The sequence below is a fragment of the Kitasatospora sp. NBC_00374 genome, assembly GCF_041434935.1.
Taxonomy (GTDB): Bacteria; Actinomycetota; Actinomycetes; order Streptomycetales; family Streptomycetaceae; genus Kitasatospora.
Genome location: NZ_CP107964.1, coordinates 1069628 through 1089983, shown reverse-complemented (window position 1 = coordinate 1089983; position 20356 = coordinate 1069628). Strand labels below are relative to the sequence as shown.

At 71.6% G+C, this 20356-nt stretch carries 17 protein-coding genes and 1 pseudogene; 5 read left to right on the top strand and 13 right to left on the bottom strand.

Annotation, left to right across the window (positions count from 1 at the left end):
• Positions 1-30: 30 nt before the first annotated feature.
• Entirely contained in the window at positions 31-909 is an 879-nt protein-coding gene (locus tag OG871_RS05045) for an NAD(P)-dependent oxidoreductase (protein ID WP_371494451.1), read from the top strand.
• A 35-nt stretch (positions 910-944) separates the two neighbouring features.
• Here OG871_RS05045 and OG871_RS05040 read toward each other — a convergent pair whose 3' ends face one another.
• The 3 genes from OG871_RS05040 to OG871_RS05030 are packed head-to-tail and all read right to left on the bottom strand — an operon-like array spanning position 945 to position 5097.
• On the bottom strand, positions 945-2195 hold the full coding sequence (locus OG871_RS05040; protein WP_371494450.1) for a hypothetical protein: 1251 nt from the start codon (positions 2193-2195) through the stop codon (positions 945-947).
• Between the two features lie 35 nt (positions 2196-2230).
• Positions 2231-3139, bottom strand: coding sequence for an inositol monophosphatase (locus tag OG871_RS05035; RefSeq protein ID WP_371494449.1), 909 nt, complete (start codon positions 3137-3139; stop codon positions 2231-2233).
• Complete coding sequence (locus OG871_RS05030) at positions 3136-5097, bottom strand: aminotransferase class III-fold pyridoxal phosphate-dependent enzyme (RefSeq protein WP_371494448.1); 1962 nt, start codon at positions 5095-5097, stop codon at positions 3136-3138. The genes OG871_RS05035 and OG871_RS05030 overlap by 4 nt, the downstream gene beginning before the upstream one ends.
• A gap of 234 nt (positions 5098-5331) precedes the next feature.
• On the opposite strand from OG871_RS05030, the gene OG871_RS05025 reads away from it, so the two are divergent.
• From OG871_RS05025 to OG871_RS05015, 3 genes are read left to right on the top strand one after another with little or no spacing between them, the layout of a single operon-like run.
• On the top strand, positions 5332-6222 hold the full coding sequence (locus OG871_RS05025; protein WP_371494447.1) for a PfkB family carbohydrate kinase: 891 nt from the start codon (positions 5332-5334) through the stop codon (positions 6220-6222).
• Positions 6219-6932: an HAD family hydrolase gene (locus tag OG871_RS05020; protein ID WP_371494446.1), complete on the top strand. Its 714-nt coding sequence runs from the start codon at positions 6219-6221 to the stop codon at positions 6930-6932. Before OG871_RS05025 ends, OG871_RS05020 begins: the two co-directional genes overlap by 4 nt.
• Positions 6929-7816 (top strand): glycosyltransferase, encoded by an 888-nt coding sequence (locus OG871_RS05015; RefSeq protein ID WP_371494445.1) that lies wholly within the window; start codon positions 6929-6931, stop codon positions 7814-7816. Before OG871_RS05020 ends, OG871_RS05015 begins: the two co-directional genes overlap by 4 nt.
• Before the next feature lie 144 nt (positions 7817-7960).
• Here the strand turns inward: OG871_RS05015 and OG871_RS05010 are convergent.
• From OG871_RS05010 to OG871_RS04975, 8 genes and pseudogenes are all read right to left on the bottom strand, one after another.
• Positions 7961-8167: pseudogene (locus OG871_RS05010) on the bottom strand (LysR family transcriptional regulator); the annotation flags it as partial.
• A gap of 41 nt (positions 8168-8208) precedes the next feature.
• On the bottom strand, positions 8209-10230 hold the full coding sequence (locus OG871_RS05005) for an acetoacetate--CoA ligase (protein WP_371494444.1): 2022 nt from the start codon (positions 10228-10230) through the stop codon (positions 8209-8211).
• Between the two features lie 44 nt (positions 10231-10274).
• Complete coding sequence (locus tag OG871_RS05000) at positions 10275-10877, bottom strand: RBBP9/YdeN family alpha/beta hydrolase (RefSeq protein WP_371494443.1); 603 nt, start codon at positions 10875-10877, stop codon at positions 10275-10277.
• Positions 10874-12211, bottom strand: coding sequence for an MFS transporter (locus OG871_RS04995; RefSeq protein ID WP_371494442.1), 1338 nt, complete (start codon positions 12209-12211; stop codon positions 10874-10876). The genes OG871_RS05000 and OG871_RS04995 overlap by 4 nt, the downstream gene beginning before the upstream one ends.
• A gap of 49 nt (positions 12212-12260) precedes the next feature.
• A complete protein-coding gene (locus tag OG871_RS04990; RefSeq protein ID WP_371494441.1) occupies positions 12261-13175 on the bottom strand; it encodes a TauD/TfdA dioxygenase family protein in 915 nt (304 codons plus the stop codon).
• A 70-nt stretch (positions 13176-13245) separates the two neighbouring features.
• Positions 13246-14220, bottom strand: a complete 975-nt coding sequence (locus tag OG871_RS04985) for a quinone oxidoreductase (RefSeq protein WP_371494440.1) — start codon at positions 14218-14220, stop codon at positions 13246-13248.
• 88 nt (positions 14221-14308) lie between these two features.
• A complete protein-coding gene (locus tag OG871_RS04980) occupies positions 14309-15367 on the bottom strand; it encodes a 3-keto-5-aminohexanoate cleavage protein (RefSeq protein ID WP_371494439.1) in 1059 nt (352 codons plus the stop codon).
• Positions 15368-15559: 192 nt separating this feature from the next.
• Positions 15560-16591 carry an AraC family transcriptional regulator gene (locus tag OG871_RS04975; RefSeq protein WP_371494438.1) on the bottom strand — a complete coding sequence of 344 codons (1032 nt, stop codon included), beginning with the start codon at positions 16589-16591 and terminating at the stop codon, positions 15560-15562.
• 163 nt (positions 16592-16754) lie between these two features.
• Here OG871_RS04975 and OG871_RS04970 point away from each other — a divergent pair, with 163 nt between their 5' ends.
• Positions 16755-18296 (top strand): long-chain fatty acid--CoA ligase, encoded by a 1542-nt coding sequence (locus tag OG871_RS04970; protein WP_371494437.1) that lies wholly within the window; start codon positions 16755-16757, stop codon positions 18294-18296.
• Positions 18297-18456: 160 nt separating this feature from the next.
• On the opposite strand, the gene OG871_RS04965 is transcribed toward OG871_RS04970, so the two are convergent.
• The gene (locus OG871_RS04965) at positions 18457-18888 is read right to left on the bottom strand and encodes a hypothetical protein (RefSeq protein ID WP_371494436.1); all 432 of its coding nucleotides are present in this window, start codon (positions 18886-18888) and stop codon (positions 18457-18459) included.
• 105 nt (positions 18889-18993) lie between these two features.
• Complete coding sequence (locus tag OG871_RS04960; protein ID WP_371494435.1) at positions 18994-20295, bottom strand: KamA family radical SAM protein; 1302 nt, start codon at positions 20293-20295, stop codon at positions 18994-18996.
• Between the last annotated feature and the right edge of the window lie 61 nt (positions 20296-20356).

The following is a 20356-nucleotide window of genomic DNA, read 5'->3' as shown; positions in this document are numbered from 1 at the left end:
TCTCGCCAACAGTGTCATAAAATGCCCGATATGAGCCTGTTCTGGCAGTCGGGCGGGAGCGAACTCCCTTCGAGCCCGCGCCTGAGGATCCTGCTGCTCGGCGCGTCGGGGTTCGTCGGGGGCGGCCTGTGGACCTCCCTGAGACCCCGTCACGAGGTCGTCGGCACCTTCGCCACCCGGCCGATCGCGGGGCTGGTCCACGTGGACCTGCGCGACGAGCGGCGGCTGGCGGCGCTGGTGGCCGACGGCTTCGACCTGGTCGTCCACGCGGCCGGCCTGGTCCCGCTGGAGGCGGCCGAAGCCGACCCGGAGCTGGCCCACCGCCTCAACGTCCGTCCCGTCGAGGTGCTGCTGGATGCCGTGCGCGGCTCGGCGGCGAAGCTGGTCCTCCTGTCCAGCGACAACGTCTTCGACGGCACCCGTCACCAGTACACCGAGGAGGACCCCCGATCCCCCGTCAACGTCTACGGGCGGACCAAGGCGGCGGCCGAGGACCTGCTGCTCGCCGACGGCGGACACCTGATCCTCCGGATCCCCCTCGTCTTCGGACGCGGGCCCTGGTCGAACACCTTCCTGGCTCGGCTGGCCGGGCCGACGACCACCGCCCGCACGGACCTGGTCTGCGCCCCCGTCTACCTTCCCAGCCTCGGCCCGGCCCTGGCCCGACTGTGGGATCGCAAGGGTGTCGTGCACTACGGCGGCAGCGACGTGGTGACCCGATTCGAGCTGATGTCCGGAGTCCGGCAGGCACTGGACCTGCCGACCCGGGTGGTGGCCGCCCATGGGCCGGAGGCCCACTCCGCTTGCCGCCGCCCGCCGCGGCTGGTGCTGCGCAGCACCCGGCACCGCCTGCTGGGCCCGGGACTGGACTCCGCGCTCGCCCATCTGGCGGGGCTGCCGCCGGCTTGACGGCCTGCCACCTGCGGTGCGGGCCGATCGCCAGGTCACCCGCCGGGGAGGTGGTCGGTCACCAGGGCCAGGTGGCTCCCGGCGTCCACGTGCCCGGCACGGCCGAGCTGCGCGGCGAGATCGTTGATCAGCAGGGTGCCGAGCAGATAGTGGCCGAGTGCGAGCTCCTCGGGTGCGGAGTCCCCTCCCCGCAGGTCGGGCTTGGGCTTGCGGTCCGAGAGCCGGCACGGTGCCTCCGCCAGGACATGCAGGTCGTGGGTGAGCAGCAGCCGCTGCAGCCAGCCCGGATCGTCGCGGAACAGGCCCGACAGGCTCTCGCACGACTCCAGGTGGGGCAGGAACCGGTGAATCGCCGCGCGGTAGCCCGGGAAGGCCGGCTGCCGGAACCCCACCCGGTAGCCGTACCGCCGCGACCTGCGCACCGAGAAGCCCAGCCGGAGCGCTGGATCCCACACGCTGAGGCTGAACAGGGTCTTCGCCAGGTCGTAGACCGGATCCCACGGCTCGGTGGAGCCGCGCGGATCGATGAGCCGGAAGTCCGCCGCCGCCGCACCGGGGCGGGCGGACAGCAGCACGTTGCGGGTGTTGGCGTCCCCGTGGGCGGGGGCCATCAACCTGGCCGGCGCCATCCGGGCCAGCCGGCCCGCCAGGCGTTCCAGCACGAGGTGCGGGGCCTCGCACGGCACGCCGTTGACCGTGAGGCGCTCGGCCGTCATCAGGTCGGCGGGCAGTGCCGCTCGCAGCACGGGCAGCCGTCGGAGGAACCGGCCCACGACGGTCTCCGCCACGTACCCGGCCGGGGTGGGGTGGGACCGCACGGCGTACCCGTCCAGGACAAGGGTCCTGACGAGTGCCGTGTACCGGTCGAAGAACTCCCGCGTGCCCTGCGGCGACTCCCGCAGAGGCGCCGCCAGGTCCGCCGAGTCGTAGAACGGCGTCGTACAGGCCGACCACCCGTCACCGTCGACGACGTGCACGATCGGCAGGTAGTGCGCCGCCAGCCGCGGTGCCAGGGTGCGCAGTAGCTCGATCTGGCCGAGCTTGCGGCGAAAGGACACCAGGTCGTGGCCGTCCACGGCGCCCGGCGCGGGAACCAGGACCTTGACCGCCAGGTCCTCCCCGGCCGAGGTGGTGGCCCGGTACACCCGGGCCGGGGAGCCGCCGTCCAGGATCTCGTACGCCACCCCGAGGCCGAGGGTGTCGGTGACGGCCGCCAGGGCCGCCTCGTCGGTCCACCCGCCGGCCGGGCGGGAGGCCGTGGCCGTGACGTGCCGGCGATCGGTCACCACAGGCGTCTCCTCGCTGAGCTTCGCCGCCCCGCCTACCAGCGGATCGAGTCGATGAGCGCGGCGTGCAGCTGCGGTGTGCAGGCGGCGATGCACGACCGCTGGTTGAGCGGGCCGATGTCCAGCAGCAGGGTGTCGTGCAGCGGCTTGCCGTAGGCGTCGGTGATGGTGACACCGGCCCGTTCCGCCAGGAACACCGAGGCCGCGATGTCGTACGGGAACAGGTGCAGGATGCTGCCGTGGCCGACCCGCCGGAAGTCCGCCTCGGTGGCAGGGCGGTCGCGGAGCAGCCGGTTGCCGATGTCGACGTAGGCGTCCATCTGTCCGGTGATGATCCGTGAGATGGAGAAGGACGCGCTGTTGAACACGTACACGCCACCGGTGTTGGCCGAGGCGTCGATCAGATGGCCGTAGGCACCGGTCATCAGCTCCGCCGGGTGGCCGTTGAACTCCAGTGACCAGAACATGCGGTCGAGATCGACGCTGGACGACAGCCGGGGCACCGGGGCGGGAAAGCCGCCGGACTCGATCCCGGCCCCGTGGGTGTCGGCGTAGAGCCAGTTGCCGGACTTGATCTCCTGGAGCATCGCGTACCGGATGTCCCCGATGACGGGCGCCTCGCTGAAGGGGGCCGCGGCGATGGATACGCAGGCCATCTCCAGATCGGCGGCGGCACCGCGGGTGCCGTCGATCGGATCGATGATCAGAACGTACGCGGGGTTCCGGCCGAGCGTGCGCAGACCCTCGCTCTCGGTGTACACGGCGACGGGCTCGCTCTGCTCCCTCAGGAAGTCCCAGGCTGCGCGTTCGGCGAGCACGTCGACGGGGAACTCGGCGTCTCCCCCCTTCGCCGTGCCCTTCACGTAGCGGCTGCTGACGTCGTGCAGGCCGGTGCGGACGGCCGCCCGGATCCGCCGGGACAGCTCCTGGACCAGGCCCCTCATGAGACCGAGAGGAAGAGTCGTTCCAGCAGATCGCACATCTCGTCCGCCTCCTGACGGGTCATGATCAGCGCAGGCCGGACCTTCAGCACGTTGCCGTGCCCGTACAGCGAGGTCCGCAGCAGCAGCCCGTGGTCCATGCCGAGTTCGGCCAGGTGGTTGGTGAGCCGGGCGTCGGGCCGGCCCTCGGGGTCCACGATGTCGATGCCGATCATCAGCCCCACGCCGCGGACCTCCCGAACGAACGGCACCTTCGTGGCCAGGTCGCGCAGCCGGTCGAGCACGTACGCGCCGACGGCTCGCACGTTCTCCAGGAACCCGGGGCGGCCGATGATCTCAAGCGTCTTCAGGGCGGCCGCGGCGGCCAGCACGTTGCCGCCGAAGGTCGAGTTGATGTGGTGCCCCTCCACACCGGCCAACCGGTCCTCGGTCAGGATGCCGGCGATGGGCATCCCGGAGCCGCCGAGCCCCTTGCCGAAGGTCATCATGTGCGGGGTGACACCGAAGTGGTCGGCGGCGAACATACGGCCGGTGCGCCCGAAACCGGTCTGGATCTCGTCGAAGACCAGCACGATGCCGCGCTCCTCGCACAGCTTCTTGAGTGCCTGCAGGTAGCCGTCGGGCGGGACCACGTTGCCGCCGTTGCCGCTGATCGGTTCCAGCACCACACAGGCCACTCGGCCGGTGCTCGCGTAGTCGATGAAGTCGTTGATCCGGTCGACGCACATCAGGCCGCAGGTGGCCCGTTCCTGCCCGTAGAAGCAGCGCAGGCAGTGCGGATCGGGGACGTGCACGACACCGGGGAGGTGCGAGGGGAAGGGGGTGCGCCGGAACGCGGCGCCGGAGGCGCCGATCATGCCGAGGGTCTGGCCCAGGTGCCCGCGGAAGAGCGTGATCACGTCGGAGTTCCCGGTGTGGACCTGGGCGATCTTCACCGCGCTCTCGTTGGCGTCGGAGCCGCTCGCCGACTTCAGGTGTACCCGGGTGAGGTTCGGCGGTGAGACCTCGGCCAGCTTCGACACCAGCGCGTTCAGCGGTTCGGTCTGGAACTTGGAGGTGACGTGGATGAGCTGGCCGGCGTGCTCGCGGACGGTCGCCACGATCTCGGGGTGGGCGTAGCCCAGGCTCAGGTTGAACGTCCCCGAGGAGCAGTCGAGATAGCGCCGACCGTCGTCGGAGTAGAGGTGGACACCCTCGCCCCTGACCACCCGGAGCTTGTCCGGCAGGTAGTAGTAGTGCTGAAGGACGTCCGCGACGTCCGTCGCGGCCGGCCTTTTCGATGCCGTCGTGCTGACCTGTTCCATCGACTCCCCTTTGAGAATTCCTGGCAGATCGATCTGATCGAACGATTCGAAACGCAGATCCGCCTCGCCGAGGTCGAGCGAGGCGGTTATCGAGTTCGGTACGGCGACGCACCGGATACCGGCCCGTTTTGCTGCGAGTACGCCGCTCGGTGAATCCTCGAATGCCACCGCCCGCCCGGCGGAAATTCCGAGGGAGGTGAGCGCCGCGACGTACAGGTTCGGCTCGGGTTTCGCGCTGGTGCGGTCTCCGTCGGCGCACTGCACCGTGCTCCACCCCTCGGCGATACCGCACTGCCGGGTGTATCGGGTGATCCATTCCCGGGTCGAGTTGCTGACGATCCCGCGGGCGATTCCCAGCGCGTCGACCGCCCGCAGGGTTCGGTGCACCCCGGGTCGGCTGGACAGTCCGCCGAGCAGTTCCCGCTGTCGGCAGCGGACCCGCTCCTGTATCTCCCGTCGGTCCACCGTGCACCCGGTGAGCCGTTCGAGGTGCGTCCACAGGTCGAACCCGATGGTGCCGACGAGTGACGACCACATGTCCATCGGGAGCTGATGGCCGAATTCCAGGAAGATCTCCGCGTGGGCGCGGAAGATCTCGGATTCCGGATCCCACAGCGTCCCGTCGAAATCGAAGAGGACCGCATGCACTTCCTTCACCTTCACCTCCGTCGAGCGGCAGACGACCATGCGGTCAGGAGTTGGTGCACGGATCTGGAGTGCCAACGGGCCCCATCATCGCGGAGCCGGCACATGCCCGCCATTCATGGTTCGTCAACGTACCCTCGGTCGGAGTATTTCGCGCGGCGCGGGTGGGCGGAGGGTGATCGACTCGGAGCGGTGCCGACGAAGGGCCGGCGCGGGAGCCGAGGAGCACGCGGGAGTCGAGGAGCAATGGACGAAGACATCCGCCTCGCCGGTACGGCTGCTCCCTCGGGCTGGCCGCGGGTCGCCGTGGTGGGACACGTCGAGTGGACGACGATCGCGGGAATCGACCAGGTGCCCACCGCCGGTGAGGTGATCCACGCCGAGCGGCTCTGGCGGGGCCCGGCCGGGGGTGGCGCGGTCGCCGCCGTCCGGCTGGCCGAACTGGCCGGCGGCTGCAGCTTCTTCACCGCCCTCGGCGACGACCACGCCGGGCGGCGCTCGCGCGCGGAACTCGAGCACCGCGGCGTACGGGTGCTGGCCGCCTCCCGGGCCGGCCCCACTCGCGCGGCGGTGAGCATGGTCGACCGGGCCGGTGAACGCACCACCGTCACCCTGGGCGAACGCCTGCAACCCGCCGCGGCGGACACCCTCGACTGGGGCGAACTGGCCTCCTTCGACGCGGTGTTCTTCACCGCCGGGGACGCGGCCTTGCTGCGCCGGGCCCGTCAGGCCAGGGTGCTCGTGGTGACGGCGCGTGAATTCACCACCGTGCTGGAGTCCGGTGTCAGGGTCGACGCGCTGGTGGGCAGCGGCTGCGACCCGGCCGAGCGCCACGACCCGGCGCTGCTGTGCAGGCCGCCGGATCTGGTGGTCAGCACCGAGGGTCATCGCGGCGGTGTGTTCACCTGCGCCGGCCAGCCCCCGCGGCGCTACCGACCCGCCCGCGCACCAGGCCCCCTGGTGGACACCTACGGGGTCGGGGACAACTTCGCGGCGGTCCTCACGTACGCGCTGGCCGCCGGCTCGGCCACGGCCGATGCGCTGGACCTCGCCGCCAGGCACGGTGCGGCCTGCACCGCGCGGCGGGGCCCGTTCGCGACCGGGCCGACTCCTGGGCGACGGGCAGCCCGGGTGTGAAGCGGATCCTCCTCCTGTGGGACATCGACGGCACGCTGATCGACGGCGGGGGCGTCTGCGAGGCCGTCTACCCGCTCGCGTTCGAACGCCTCACCGGCAGGCCGGCCCGCCACCGGGTCGCCACCGCAGGCCGCACCGAACTGGACATCATGGACGAGCTGTTCGCCCGGCACGGTGTCAACGGGGTCGAGCGGAGCCGGGTCACCGCCGAGTTGGCCACGCAACTGCGTCGGCGGGCCGCCGAACTCCGTACGGCCGGACGGGTCCTGCCCGGTGCCGTCGAGGCCCTGCGGGCGTTGCGGGCACAGCGGGAGGTGACCCAGTCGGTGCTGACGGGGAATCTCCGGGCCAACGCCGCCTTGAAGCTGCGGCTGTTCGGCCTGGCGGAGTTCCTGGACCTCGGAGTCGGCGCGTACGGCGGCGACGCACGCGAGCGGGCCGCCCTCCTCCCGGTGGCCCGGCGGCGCGCGGCGGCCGCGTACGGGCACCACTTCGATTCCGGGAGCACCTTCCTGATCGGCGACACTCCGCAGGACGTGCACGCGGGACGCATCGGCGGATCGTGGGTGATCGCCGTCGCCTCGGGAACGAGCAGCGGCGCCGAACTGCGGGAGGCGGGAGCCGATTCGGTCCTGACGGATCTGCGCGACACCGCCGCCGTGGTCCGCGCCGTCCAGGCACTGAGCCCTGCCGCGCGGAGCGCCGGATGAACGAGAGCGTCCGTCCGGTGAGCCTGGTCTCGGTCGTCATGCCGGCGCGAAACGCCGAGCTGACGATCGCCACGCAGCTGGAGGCCCTGCGTCGGCAGACGTATCCGGACCTGTGGGAGCTCATCGTCGTCGAGAACGGATCGAGCGACGGCACCCGCGCGCTCCTGCGGTCCTGGCAGCAGGCGATGCCGCAGCTCAGGGTGGTCGACGCCGCCGAGGACTGCGGCGTCAACGTTGCGCGCAACATCGGTTGCCGGCATGCGCACGGCGACGTGGTGCTGTGCTGCGACGCGGACGACATGGTGGCCCCCGGCTGGATGGCCGGCCTGGTCGACGTCCTGCGGACCAGCCCGGCCGTCGGGGGATCGCTCGAACGCCGCCTGCTCAACGCGCAGGTGGCCCTCGCCGCGCGCCCGCCGAAGGAGGCCGACGCACTGCTCGACACCTTCGGCTTCCTGCCGTACCCGGCGGGAGCCAACTGCGGGTTCCACAAGGAGCTGTGGAGCCACCTGGGCGGCTTCGACGAGAGCTACCGCTACGGCAGCGACGACGTCGAGTTCTTCTGGCGCGCCCAACTGGCCGGGTACCGCCTGGCCTTCTCGCCCCACGCCGTCGTGCACTACCGGCTCCGTGGGGAGACCCGGGCCATCGCGCGCCAGCTCTACCGCTACGGCCGTTCGCACCCCAAGCTCTACCGGGACTTCGCCGGCCACGGCATGCCCTCCTCACGGCCGGGTGACGTCGCCCGGGCCTGGTGGAGGATGCTGGTGCACGCCCCCGACCTGGTCGGCTCCGCGGACAGCCGCGCCGCCTGGACGGCCCAACTCGCCCTGCGGGTCGGTCGGATCGTCGGCAGCGTCAGGTACCGGCGGTGCTACCTCTAGGTTCGACGCCTCGGGCGACGCCGAGCAGTTCCGCGGCGGGGCCGACCGGGGTGCGCCCGCCGGTCCACACCGCGCGCAGGTCACCAGCCGGTCGAGTTCGAGCAGTACGCGCTGCGCCCCCTCGACGACGGCCCTGCCCGCGTCGGTGACCTGGGACCCGCGGCGCGTCCGGTCGAGCAGGACCAGGCCGAGCCGGCGCTCCAGTGCGGACAGCCGCTCGCTCGCCGAGGGCTGGGTGATGCCCAGCCGTGCCGCCGCGCTGCCGAGACTGCCCGACTCGCCCACCAGGACCAGCAGCCGCAGGGATTCCGGATCCGGGAGCCGGCCGAGGGCGGTGAGGGTCTCGGACATGACGGTTCCTCGGGTCGCAGGGTCCGGGCGGCGGGCGGTGTCTACCTGGACGAGGCGGTGAAGGCGGCGAACCAGGCCAGCATCTCGGGGTGGGTGATGGCGCCTTCGCTGCTCACCTCGGCGACGTCGGCACCCTGGATGATCCGCTTGACCGGGACCTCCAGCCGCTTGCCCGTCAGGGTGCGGGGCACCCCCGCCACCTCGGTGATGGTGTCCGGCACATGGCGGGGGGAGAGCTCACGACGGATCGCCCCGGCGATCCGCGCGCGGAGCGCGTCGTCGAGCACCGCGCCGTCCCCGAGGACCACGAACAGCGGCATGACGTACCGGCCGTCCGGCATCTCGGCCCCGACGACGAGGCTGTCGGCCACCTCGGGGAACCGCTCCACGACGGCGTAGATGTCGGCCGACCCCATCCGGACGCCCAGGCGGTTGAGCGTCGAGTCCGAGCGGCCCGCCACCACGACCGTCAGGTCCCGGTCCACCGTGACCCAGTCGCCGTGCCGCCAGACGCCGGGGTACATGTCGAAGTAGCTCGCCCGGTAGCGCGAGCCGTCCGGGTCGTCGACGAAGTACAGCGGCATCGACGGCAGCGGTGCGGTCACCACCAGCTCTCCCTGCTCACCGACGACCGGCCGGCCCGAGGGGTCCCAGGCGTCCAGGGCGACGCCGAGGGCCGGGCACTGGATCCGGCCGACCCGTACCGGGAGCAGCGCGCTGCCGCCGGCGAGGACCGAGCAGATGTCGGTGCCGCCGCAGATCGACTGCAGCCACACCTCGGGCCCGAGGCGGTCCTGGGCCCAGCGCCAGGTGCTCGGGGGCAGCGACGAGCCGGTCTGCAGGACGGTGCGCAATGCGCCGAGGTCGAGCTCGGCCGCGGGGTGGGCACCGGCCTTCTCGCCGGCGGTCAGATAGGCCGCTCCGACGCCGACGACGCTCGCGCGGGTCCGTTCGGCGACCCGCCAGACCCCGTCGACGTCGGGGTGGGTGGGGCTGCCGTCGTAGAGGACGATCGTCGAGCCGTGCAGCAGGCCCGCGACCATGAAGTTCCAGACCATCCAGCTGGTCGAGGTGTGGAAGAAGTAGCGGTCGTCGGCGCGCAGGTCGGCGCCCAGACCGAGCGCCTTGAGCAGCTCGACGACGATGCCCCCGTGGCTCTGCACGATCCCCTTGGGCAGTCCGGTGGTGCCCGAGGACCACAGGATCCACAGCGGGTGGTCGAAGGGGACGTCGGCGAAGACCAGCGGGGCGTCCTGCTCCAGCAGCGCGGACCAGGTGTGCTGCACCACGTCGTCGCGCGTCGTCCAGCGGGACTCGGCCGAGGCCGGCCGCAGGTGGTCGACGGCCACCAGGTGCCGCAGCGTGGGCAGCCGGGCCGTGATCTTCTCGACCTCGGGGAGCCGGTCGTACTCCTTGCCGCCGTGGCGGTAGCCGTCCACGGCCAGCAGGACCGTCGGGCGGGCCTGCCGTAGCCGCGCCAGCACGCTGGGCGTACCGAAGTCGGGCGAGCAGACGGTCCACACCGCGCCCACCGCGGCGGTCGCCAGGAGCGCGATCACGGCGTGCGGGGTGTTCGGAAGGTAGCCGGCGATCCGGTCGCCGGGCTCCACTCCCAGCCTGCGCAACGAGGCGGCCAGCGCCGCGACCTCGCGTCCCAGCTGCGCCCAGGTGGTCTCCACGGGCACGCCGCCCTCGTCGAGGCCGATCAGGGCGGGGCGCTCCTCGGAGGCCCGGGCGAGGCACCGCTCGGCGAAGTTCAGACGCGCGCCCGGGAACCAGGAGGCGCCGGGCATCGAGGCGTCCGCGAGCACGTCGTCGGAGGAGGAGGAGGAGGAGGAGTGGGTGGAGCGGGTGGAGTGGCTGGAACGGGCGTCCAGGCCGTAGTAGTCCCACACCGCGGACCAGAACCCGGGGACATCGGTGGTGCTCCACCGCCACAGTGCCGCGTAGTCGGCGAACCGCAGTCCCCGGGTGCTGTCCAGCCAGCGCATGAAGTCGGCGACGTTGGAGGCCTCGGCGCGGGCCCGGGTCGGGGACCACAGCAGGTCGGTGTCGTGGCTCATCGTCGCTCCCTGGAGATGTGGATGGGGTTGGCAGCCGTGGGGCGTCAGCCCTGTTCGAGCTCGCGAACGAGATCCTCGGCCTGCGGCCACGGGCCGTAGCCCGAGCCGGGGTTGAGATGCCCGACCTCGCCGAGCCGGACGAGGCGGCTGCCCCAGTGCTCGGCGAGCCGGGCGACCCGCACCTCGCTGCCCAGCGGGTCGTTGCTGCTCGCCGCGACGATGCTGGGGAACGGCAGGGCGGTCCGCGGGACGGGCGTCCAGCCGTTGCGGCTGAGCACGTCGGGGGGCGGGTAGCCCTCCGGCAGCGGTGTGTCGAAGTCCGGCGGGGTCGCCAGCAGTGCGCCCAGGACCGGGCGGGTGCTGCTGCGCGCCCAGTGCACGGTGGTCATCACCCCGGCGCTGTGGGCGACCAGCACCACGGGGCCGGGGACCGCCGCGACCACCGCCTCCAGGGCTGCGCCCCTCGCCGCACGCCTGAGCTGGTTCTCCGCCAGCGGTGCGACGGTGTGCACCGTGCGCCCGGCGGCGGTGAGCCGTTCGGCCAGGATGGTCTGCCAGTGGCCGGGGACGTGGTCGCGAAGGCCCGGTACGACGACGATCGTGGCCTCGGTGCGCCCTCCGATGACTCGTTCGCTTCGCTCGCTCACGCGGTCGCCTCCGCCGCCTGGCCGGCCGGGCGCGCGGCGAGCGTGGTCAGCCGGGTGATGTCGCGGTCGTAGTGCCGGCGCCCGACCACGAAGGCCAGCGCGGCGACCACCGCGACCAGCGGCATCAGCCGCAGCGCGCCGAGCAGTCCGAGGTGGTCGGCGACCATGCCGGTCACCGCGGATCCGGGGGCGAGCCCGAGCAGGCTGTTGGCCAGAGTGAGGGTGCCGAAGGCCGTACCGGAGATGGCTCCGGGGGTCAGGTTGGCCACCATCGCGGCGGCCGGACCGGCCGTGGCTCCCGACACCAGGGCCCCCGCCGCCAGCAGGAGGATCTGTGCCGTACCGGTCGGTGCGCGGAAGGCCGCCGTCAGCAGGACGAGGGCAAGGAGGCTGCAGACGACGGCCGCGTTCCACTTGCGGACCTGGAGCGTCCGGCCGATGCGGTCGGCGACGACACCGCCGAGGATCATGCCGGCCCCGATGAGGAGCGCGAACAGGCCGGCGGTGACGCCCGCCTTGGCGGTGGGCATGTGGTAATAGCGGTTGAAGAAGCTGGGCAACCAGGCCAACAGGGCGCCGGGGACGAACAGTTGGAGGCCGCTGCCGACGTAGGCGCTGACCACCGAGACCGAGGAGAAGAGCTGGGGCAGGAGAGAGCGCAGCGGGACCTCGGCACGCTTCCCCCGGCGCTCGGCGGAGTCCCTCCGCGGGTCGAGTCGCCGCTCGGTGACCACCACGGCGAAGACCGCCGCCAGGACGAGCCCGAAGACCCCCATCACGCCGAACGCCCAGCGCCAGCCCAGCTGCTGCGCGACGGCGCCGCCGAGCGCCACACCCAGGACCGAGCCGAACGCTCCGCCGGCGATGAACGCTCCGGAGAGCGTGGCCCGAAGCCGGGCCGGGAAGACACTGAGGACGACCGCGATGCCGACGCTGCCGTACGCGGCTTCACCGATGCCGACGAAGAGCCGGCCGAGGAACATCTGCCCGTAGCCGGCCGCCACCGCGCAGGCCAGCGTGGCCAGGCTCCACATCACCGCGGCGGCCACCAGGCTGCGCACCCGGCCCCAGCGGTCCGCCAGGAACGACGTCGGGAAGGTCAGGAGGCCGACCGCCAGCGCCACGACGCCGCTGAGCGAGCCCAGCTTCGCGTCGGTGAGACCCCACTCGGCCTTCAGGAGCGGAAAGACCGCGTTGAGCACCTGCCGCGACATGTAGTCGGAGAGCAGTAGTCCGAAACTCAGGGCGAAAACGATCCAGGCGTAGCGCCGGGAGACGGCCGGTGCGGGGGTGTCGACCCCGGGCGCCGGATCCGCAGTGGCGGGAAGACCCATCGGTACCACCTCTTCTGATCCTGGTCTGTCTGTGAGAAGGGCCGGTCTCCTAGAAGGGCCGGTCTCCGACGATTCCGGCGCGCTCCATCTTGCGGACGGCCGGCCAGTAGTCCTGGACGGCGTAGTGCTGCGTGGAGCGGTTGTCCCAGATGGCGAAGCTGTTCGGCTGCCAGCGCCAGCGGACCTGGTACTCGGGCACGGAGGCCTGGCTGAGCAGGTAGGTCAGCAGGTTGCTCGCCCCGGGCGCGTAGTCGATGCCGAAGCGGACGTTCTGCGGCGTGTGGTAGTTGGTGAAATGGGTGGTGAAGCTGTTGACGAAGAGGACCTCCTCGCCGGTCTCCGGGTGGGTCCGCACCACCGGGTGTTCCGCGTCCGGATACCGGGCCTTGAGGGCGTGGCGCTGTTCCTCGGGCATCACCGCGCCGAACGACGCCTCGATGCTGTGCCGGGCCCGCAGATCCCGGATCTGCGTCCTGATGTGCTCCGGCAGCCTGCGGTAGGCCTCGGCCATGTTGACCCAGACGGTGTCCCCGCCCACCGGGGGAGACTCCACGCAGCGCAGCACGGCACCCATGGACGGGTTCTCGCGCCAGGTCCCGTCGGTGTGCAGCGCGTTCTCGTAGTGCTCGGGCGCGCTGTCCAGGTCCTTGTAGATGCGGACCAGTCCGGGGTTCTCGGGGTCGCCGCCGGCCACCGGGTGGTCCTCCAGCGGGCCGAACCGGGAGGCGAACGCGACGTGCTCGGCGCGGCTGATGTCCTGGCCCCGCAGGAACAGCACCTTGTACGTGAGGAGCAGCTCCCGGATCTCGGCGAACAGGTCGTCGTCGTGCGCGGCGTCGGCGAGGCTCACGCCGAACAGTTCGGCGCCGATGGTGCAGGTCAGCGGCTCGGCCTTGACCGAGTGGCGGACCTGCGGCCGGACAAGGGCCGGCGCGGCCGCACTCGGGGTGCTGATCTGGTTCATGGTGGTACCTCCTGTGCAGGCTCGTGGTCCACGTGCTGCTCAGCGGTGCTGAGCGGTGCGCTCGGGACGGTCAGAGGACGAAGACGGAGGATCCCGTCGTCCGGCCGCTCTCCAGGTCCCGGTGCGCCTCGGGTGCGTCCGGGAGGGAGTAGCGCTGATTGATCTCGATCTTGATGCGCCCGGAGGCGACATGTCCGAACAGCTCGCCGGCCAGTTCGGCGCGCTCCGCCGGATCGGCGATGTAGTCGGCCAGCGCCGGGCGGGTCACGAAGACCGATCCGTGGATCGCCAGCTGCATGGCGTCGATCGGCGGCACGGGACCGGAGGCGGTGCCGAAGCAGACCAGCAGGCCGCGCCGCCGCAGCGAGGCGAGCGAACCGGTGTAGGTGGTCGCCCCGACGCTGTCGAACACCACCGGCACCCCGGCGCCGCCGGTCAGCTCGCGCACCCGCTGGGCCACGTCCTCCCGCCGGTAGTACACGATGTGGTCGCAGCCGTGGCCGCGGGCGAGCGCCGCCTTCTCCTCGGTGGACACGGTGCCGATCACCGTGAGGCCCAGCAGCTTGGCCCACTGGCAGACGATGAGCCCGACTCCGCCCGCCGCCGCGTGCAGCAGCACCGTGTCGCCGGGCTTCAGCGGGTGGATCCTGCGCAGCAGGTACGCGGAGGTCAGGCCGCGCATGGTCATCGCGGCGGCGGTCTCGAAGTCGATCGCGTCCGGCAGCTTGATCAGCGAGCCGGCGGGCATGACCCGTTCGGTGCTGTAGGCCCCGAGCGGGCTGCCGGTGTAGGTCACCCGGTCGCCCTCGGCGAAGTCGGTCACGCCCGCGCCGACCGCCTCGATCACGCCCGCCGCCTCGACGCCGAGCCCGGCGGGGAGCGGAGCCGGGTAGAGCCCGGTGCGGAAGTAGGTGTCGGCGAAGTTGAGCCCGACCGCGCTGTGGCGGATCCGTACCTCGCCGGGGCCGGGATCCCCGACGGCGACCTCCTCCCAGCGCAGTACCTCGGGGCCGCCGGTCTCGTGGAAGCGGATGGCGTGTGCCACGGAGAACTCCATTGCTGTCCGAAGGGCGGCGGTGGCCGCGTGAGCACGGCGGTGCTCACGCGCCCGCCGCCGGTTCATGGGGGAGGGGTCAGACCTTGGGGTTGCGCAGCATGAATCCGCGCTGGCCGGGACGCCGGTTCGGCACCATGCCGAGCTGGGCGAGGGTCTCGTCGGCGTCCGCGTAGCACTCGCCGAGCCGGTAGATCCTCCTGGCCTCGAGTCCGGTCGCGACGTCGCGGCCGAGGCTCTCCGAAATCCTGACCATCTGCTCCACCTGTGCGACCGACGTCATGCGCTCGCCCTTGCGGCCCCACAGGTTGTCCTCGTTGCCGACCCGCACGTGAGCACCGAGCGCGATCCCGATCGCGTTCATCGGCGCCACGGCGCGCATCGAGCTCTCGATGGTGAGGACGGCGCCGTCCGGCGTGCGGCGGATGAACTCGATCAGGTCGGCAGGGTGCCGGCCGGCGAAGCCGCCGCCGATCGCCACGTAGTTCAGGATCAGCGGGCCCGTGTACATCCCGGCCCTGATCAGCCGTTCCACGGTCTCCAGCTGGGCCAGCGTGGCGAGTTGGAAGTGCGGCTGGATGCCGTTCGCCTGGAGCCGCTTCAGGTGCTCCAGGTAGAAGTCGGGTCCGGCCTCGACGACCATGTCGCGGTACGCCTTGTACGTCGCCGGCTTCGCGATCGAGGTGCCCTGCAGGTCGTCGTCGGTCATGATCTCGACGATGTTCATCTGGCTGGTGTTGATCGCGATCGTCACCTGGTCGGGCCTGGGGTCGAGATCGGCCAGCAGGTGGCGGGTGTCGTAGCTGAGCCACTTCGCCTCGTCGCCCTCGCCCTCGGGGGCGAAGGAGATCGATCCGCCGATCTGCAGCACCATGTCCGGCACGGCCTCGCGCAGCCGCCCGATCAGCTCGTTGAACATCGACATCCGCTTGGAGCCGTGGCCGTCGAGCTCCCGCACGTGGATGTGCAGCACGGTGGCGCCGGCGTCGTAGCAGTCGACGGCGGCCTGGACGTGCTCCTCCATGGTGAGGGGAAGGTCCTCGGCGTCACCGGGCAGCCACTCGGGTCCGTACGGCGCCGCCTGGATGACCAACGGCTCCTGGTTCTCCGGATAGAGCGAGTCGTCGTGGAAGTGCACGGTCCGTCTCCTTCGTCGGTTGGGTTCGCGCAACGCCGCTCCGCTGCGGTGAACCCAAAGGTAGGAGTCGCCGGAGGCTCGCGCTTTACCCAGCGGGACAGGGAACTTGCCGTTTGGGGACTCGCCCGGACCGGCGCGGCGCCGGCCGGACGAAGGCTTCTGCCGCGGGGCGCCGACACCGGGGAGAGCGCGTCAGCGGGCGTCGGTCCGCGTGGGGTCGGAGCCGGTCGTCGCCCGGCTGCGCCACTCCCTGGGGCTGCATCCGAACTGCTCCCGGAACCAGCGGGAGAAGGCGCTGGGTGCGGAGAAGCCCAGCAGATCGGAGATCTCCGTGAGGGAGCGGCGCGGGTTGGCGACGAACTGCTCGGCCAGCTGCGTCCGTGTCGTGTTGAGAAGTGCGGAGAACGTCTCGCCCGAGTACGCGAGGCGGCGGTGGACGCTGCGCCGGTCCATGCCCAGGCTGCGGGCGACCTGGTCCACCGAGCACCGCCCGGTCGGGAGCAGGATCTCGATGAGCTCCCGCACCCGGTCCAGGGCGGAGGTGTCCCGGGGGACGGCGATGGCCTCGAAGTACTGCCGGGCGTAGCTCCTGAGCAGCGGGTCGGACATGGTGTTCAGGGAGTCGAGATCGCCGGCGTACAGGACGATTCCGTTGAACTCCTGGCCGAATTCCACCACCGGGCCGAAGACCCGCTCATGCGTGGTGAGGTCCGCGGGGGCGCCGTGAGTGAAGTGCACGGAGAGTGACTGCCATCGGGGGCCCAGAAAGGTGCGCAGCACCAGCTGGAAGGCGCCGACGGCCAGCTCGGTGGCCTGCCGGTCCTCCAGCGCCTCGCCCAGGTCCAGTCCCACCTTCAGGGTGGCCAGGCCCTCCCGCTCGGAGAGCCGGGCATGCAGCACCTCGTTGTACATGTGCTCGTGGCGCAGCAGCAGTTCCAGCGCACTGCGGACGTCCGGCTCCTCGCGGAGGACGAGGCTGATGGGGCCGAGACTGCCGAAGCGCCGCAGCTCCGACATGCGCAGCCCGAAGTCCGCGGTGCCGGACTCGGCCGCCGAGAGTTCCAGCAACCGGACCACGGCCGCACCGGAGATCCACCGGTCCTGATGGGTGAGACCGGCGGCGTCCAGTCCCTCGCGCCGCATCAGCGCCTGCGGGTCGATGCCCAGCGAACGACTCAACTCGACGTAGCCGTTGAGCGCGGCAGTGCGGACAAGCGGTCCCATTGCTCACCTCACAAACGTTGTCCCGGAAAGGTAAGGACGCTGTCTCGCCACGTCAAGCATCCGGATGCCGCGCGCCCTAGCGTTGCGGCACCGCAGGGCGACCGCACGGCGACCGCAGGTGCACCGGCAGTCCTGACCTGTCCCGCCCCAAGGAGGCAACGACATGACCAACCTCGCCGCATTCCTGGTGCACGCCGCCCACGAGGGCGGCGGCCGAGTGGCCGTGTACGAGTCCGAGGCCGTCCTGACGTACGCGGAACTGGACGACGCCAGCGCGCGCGTGGCGACGCTGCTGCGCGCCGACGGTGTCCGGCCCGGTGACCGGGTCGCCCTGGTCATGCCCAACATCACCGCCTTCCCGATCGCGTACTACGGCATCCTTCGGGCCGGCGCCGTCGTGGTGCCGGTCAATCCGCTGCTCAAGGCGCGGGAGGTGGCGTTCGTGCTCCGCGACTGCGGTGCGCGAACGGTGCTGGCGTGCCCGACGTCCGCCGAAGAGGCCGAGCGGGCCGCAGCGGAGTCCGGGGCGGCCTGCCTGGTCATGGGCTCGGCGGCGTTCGACGCCGCGCTGCGGGCCGCGTCGCCGACGCCCGGGGTCACCGACCGGGAGGCGGGCGACACGGCGGTGATCCTCTACACCTCGGGCACGACCGGCACACCGAAGGGCGCCGAGCTCACGCACCACAATCTGATCAGCAACACGCTCACCGCGGTCGAGACGCTGCTGACGCTCGGCCCGGACGACGTGCTCTTCGGCGGGCTCCCGCTGTTCCACGCGTTCGGACAGACCTGTGCCCTCAACGCCGCGATCGCCGCGGGAGCGGCCCTGACCCTGCTGCCGCGGTTCGACGCGCGCCGGGCACTGGAGATCATGCACCGGGACCGGGTCACCGCCTTCCTCGGTGTGCCCACCATGTACACCGCGCTGCTCCACGCCGGGATCCCCGGCGGCTCCGACCTCTCCCGGCTGCGGCTGGCCGTGTCCGGCGGTTCGGCCCTGCCGGTCGAGATCCTGCACGCGTTCGAACGGGACTTCGACGTCATCGTGCTGGAGGGGTACGGGCTGTCCGAGACCTCCCCGGTGGCCTCGTTCAACCACCCGGACCGGCCTCGCAAGCCCGGGTCGGTCGGACTGCCCGTCCGCGGCGTCGAGATGACCCTGGTGTCCGCCGACGGCACTCCGGTCGAGCCCGGCGAGGTCGGCGAGATCGCGATCCGTGGCGAGAACGTCATGAAGGGGTACTGGAACCGCCCTGATGCGACTGCGGAGGCGTGCCACGACGGGTGGTTCCACAGCGGCGACCTCGCGCGCGTCGACGAGGAGGGCTTCTACTTCATCGTCGACCGCAAGAAGGACCTCGTCATCCGCGGGGGGTTCAACGTCTACCCCCGGGAGATCGAGGAGGTTCTGTACGAGCACCCGGCCGTGGCCGAGGCGGCGGTCGTCGGCGTGCCCCACGACCTGCACGGCGAGGAGGTCGCGGCCGTCGTCGTCCTGCGGGACGGCGGCCAGGCCACGGCGGACCAGATCCGCGACTTCGTCAGGGAGCGGGTGGCCGCCTACAAGTACCCCAGGATCGTCACGTTCGCCGACCGGCTCCCCAAGGGCGCGACCGGCAAGATCCTCAAGCGGGAGATCGTGGTCGAGCGCCTGACGACGCCTGCCTCGGGCACGGCGAGCGCGCCGACCAGCGCGACGTCCTGACGGTCGTCCAGGGCTTCGACGCCGGCGGTCAGGCTCGCCGGCCGGTCGCCGCCCGGTGGTCGACGGCGTGAGTGCCGGTCGGGGGCGGTGTGCTCGGCGGCCGGCCTGCACCAGCGGCAGTTCCGGCCCGCCGCCCACGTCGTGTCAGTCGGCCAGGGGGCTACCGGAAGTACCGTCCCCAGTACGTCCAGTGCGCCGGTGGTGCCGGTCGGTCGGGATCGGGCTCGTCGGGCGGCGTGGGGCGGTCGCCGAAGAGGTAGGAGTGCAGGTCGAGCAGGTAGCCGTACAGTTCGCCCTCGGAGCGGAAATGGATGTCGCACCGGGTGAGGGAGTGCCAGGCTTCCAGGGTGGCCGGCTGCTGCTCCAGCAGGTACTCCAGGCTGGCGCGCAGCCGCCGGGCGTAGGCCGGGTCCCGGGCCGGCGCATGCTTCTCCCGGGTGAGGTCGATGCCCACGTTCGGGTGCAGGAAGTAGCCGTAGAAGGTCCGCAGTCGGCTGTCCTCGCGCCAGCCGGGAATGTCCCACGCGCTCCACGGCGCGGGTGCGGCCTTGACGTAGGTCAGTGCGGGGACGGCAGGGCTTTCCTCACTCACCACGGTGAGGACGAAGTGTTCGCCCGGGCGGTTCCGCCGCTGCTGTCCGAGTCGGCCTGGGCCTGCTGCCGCGGTGTGCTGGACGAGGGCGACCGGTGACCTGCCTCAGTCGAGGCCGGGCAGGGCGCTCTCGCCGGGGAGGGGCTTGAGGTCGGTCAGCCAGCGCGCGTCGGGATCGTAGGCGGCGAAGAACGGCCGGCCGACCAACTCAGGGTCGCGCGCCTGGACGTAGTGGAGGACGAACGCGCGCTGGCCGCCCACCTCCGCGACTCCGTCGACCTGGACCTTGCCGGGGGTGGCCGACATGATCGGCCCGCGGACCGTCCGGGCCAGCCCGGAGACCTGGGCGTACGCATCGCGGAAGAGCTCGTGCGCGCGAGCCAGGGGCACCGCGAAGTAGTCCTGCGGCCCGGTGTCCCGCTCGACGAACATGTAGTAGGGGACGGCTCCGAGGGCGACCAGCCTCCGCCACAGCGCGGCCCAGTCCGCTGCCCGGTCGTTGACGCCCCGGATGAGCGGCGCCTGGCACCGGACCACCGCGCCGGTGTCCGCCACGCGTCGCAGCGCACGCTCCGCGGCGGAGGTGGCCAGCTCGCGCGGATGCGAATAGTGGCCCATCAGAGCGAGGTTGCGCCCGCTGCGTACCACTCGCTCGAACAGTCGCAGCAGATCCTCGGCGTCCGGATCGGTCAGGAACCGGTGCGGCCAGTACGACAACGCCTTGGTGCCGATCCGCACCGACTCCAGGTGCGGAATCTCCAGCAGCGGCTCGACATAGCGGGCCAGCACCGAGCTGCTCATGATCAGCGGATCCCCGCCGGTGATCAGCACGCTGGTGACCTCGGGGTGCGCGGTCACGTACGCGTGCAGCGCTGCGGCGTCGCTGCTCGCCATCCGCAGGTCGGGCTCGCCGACGAACTGCGGCCATCGGAAGCAGTACGTGCAGTACGCGTGGCAGGTCTGCCCCTGGCGGGGGAAGAAGAGCACCGTCTCCGGGTACTTGTGCTGCATCCCCTCGACCGGAAGGCCGTCCACGAGCGGCGTGTTGAACACCAACTGCCCACCGGGGTGTGGGTTCAGCCGCATCCGCACCTCGTGTACCGCCGCGCGCAGCTGCGCGGACGGTGCTCCGGAACCGAGAAGCGGGCCGATGCGGTCGACATCGGCCCGGGGCAGCATGTCGGGCTGCGGGAAGACCAGACGGTAGATCGGGTCTTCGGGAGCCGCCTCCCAATCGATCAGCTCGTCGACGACGTAGGAGTTGGTCCGGAACGGCAGCACCTCGGCCACGGCCCGCGCGCGCAACCGATCCTGCTCGTCCAGCCCCGCACGCGCCAGCAGCCCGTCGAGGTGGGGGAGGACAAGGGCACGGAAGACCGGCCGCTGATCACCGTTCTCCGTTGCCACTCACTGACCTCTGTCGCCGACTTCCGCTGATGACCCTCAGTGCCGGCCGCTGCCGCCGACG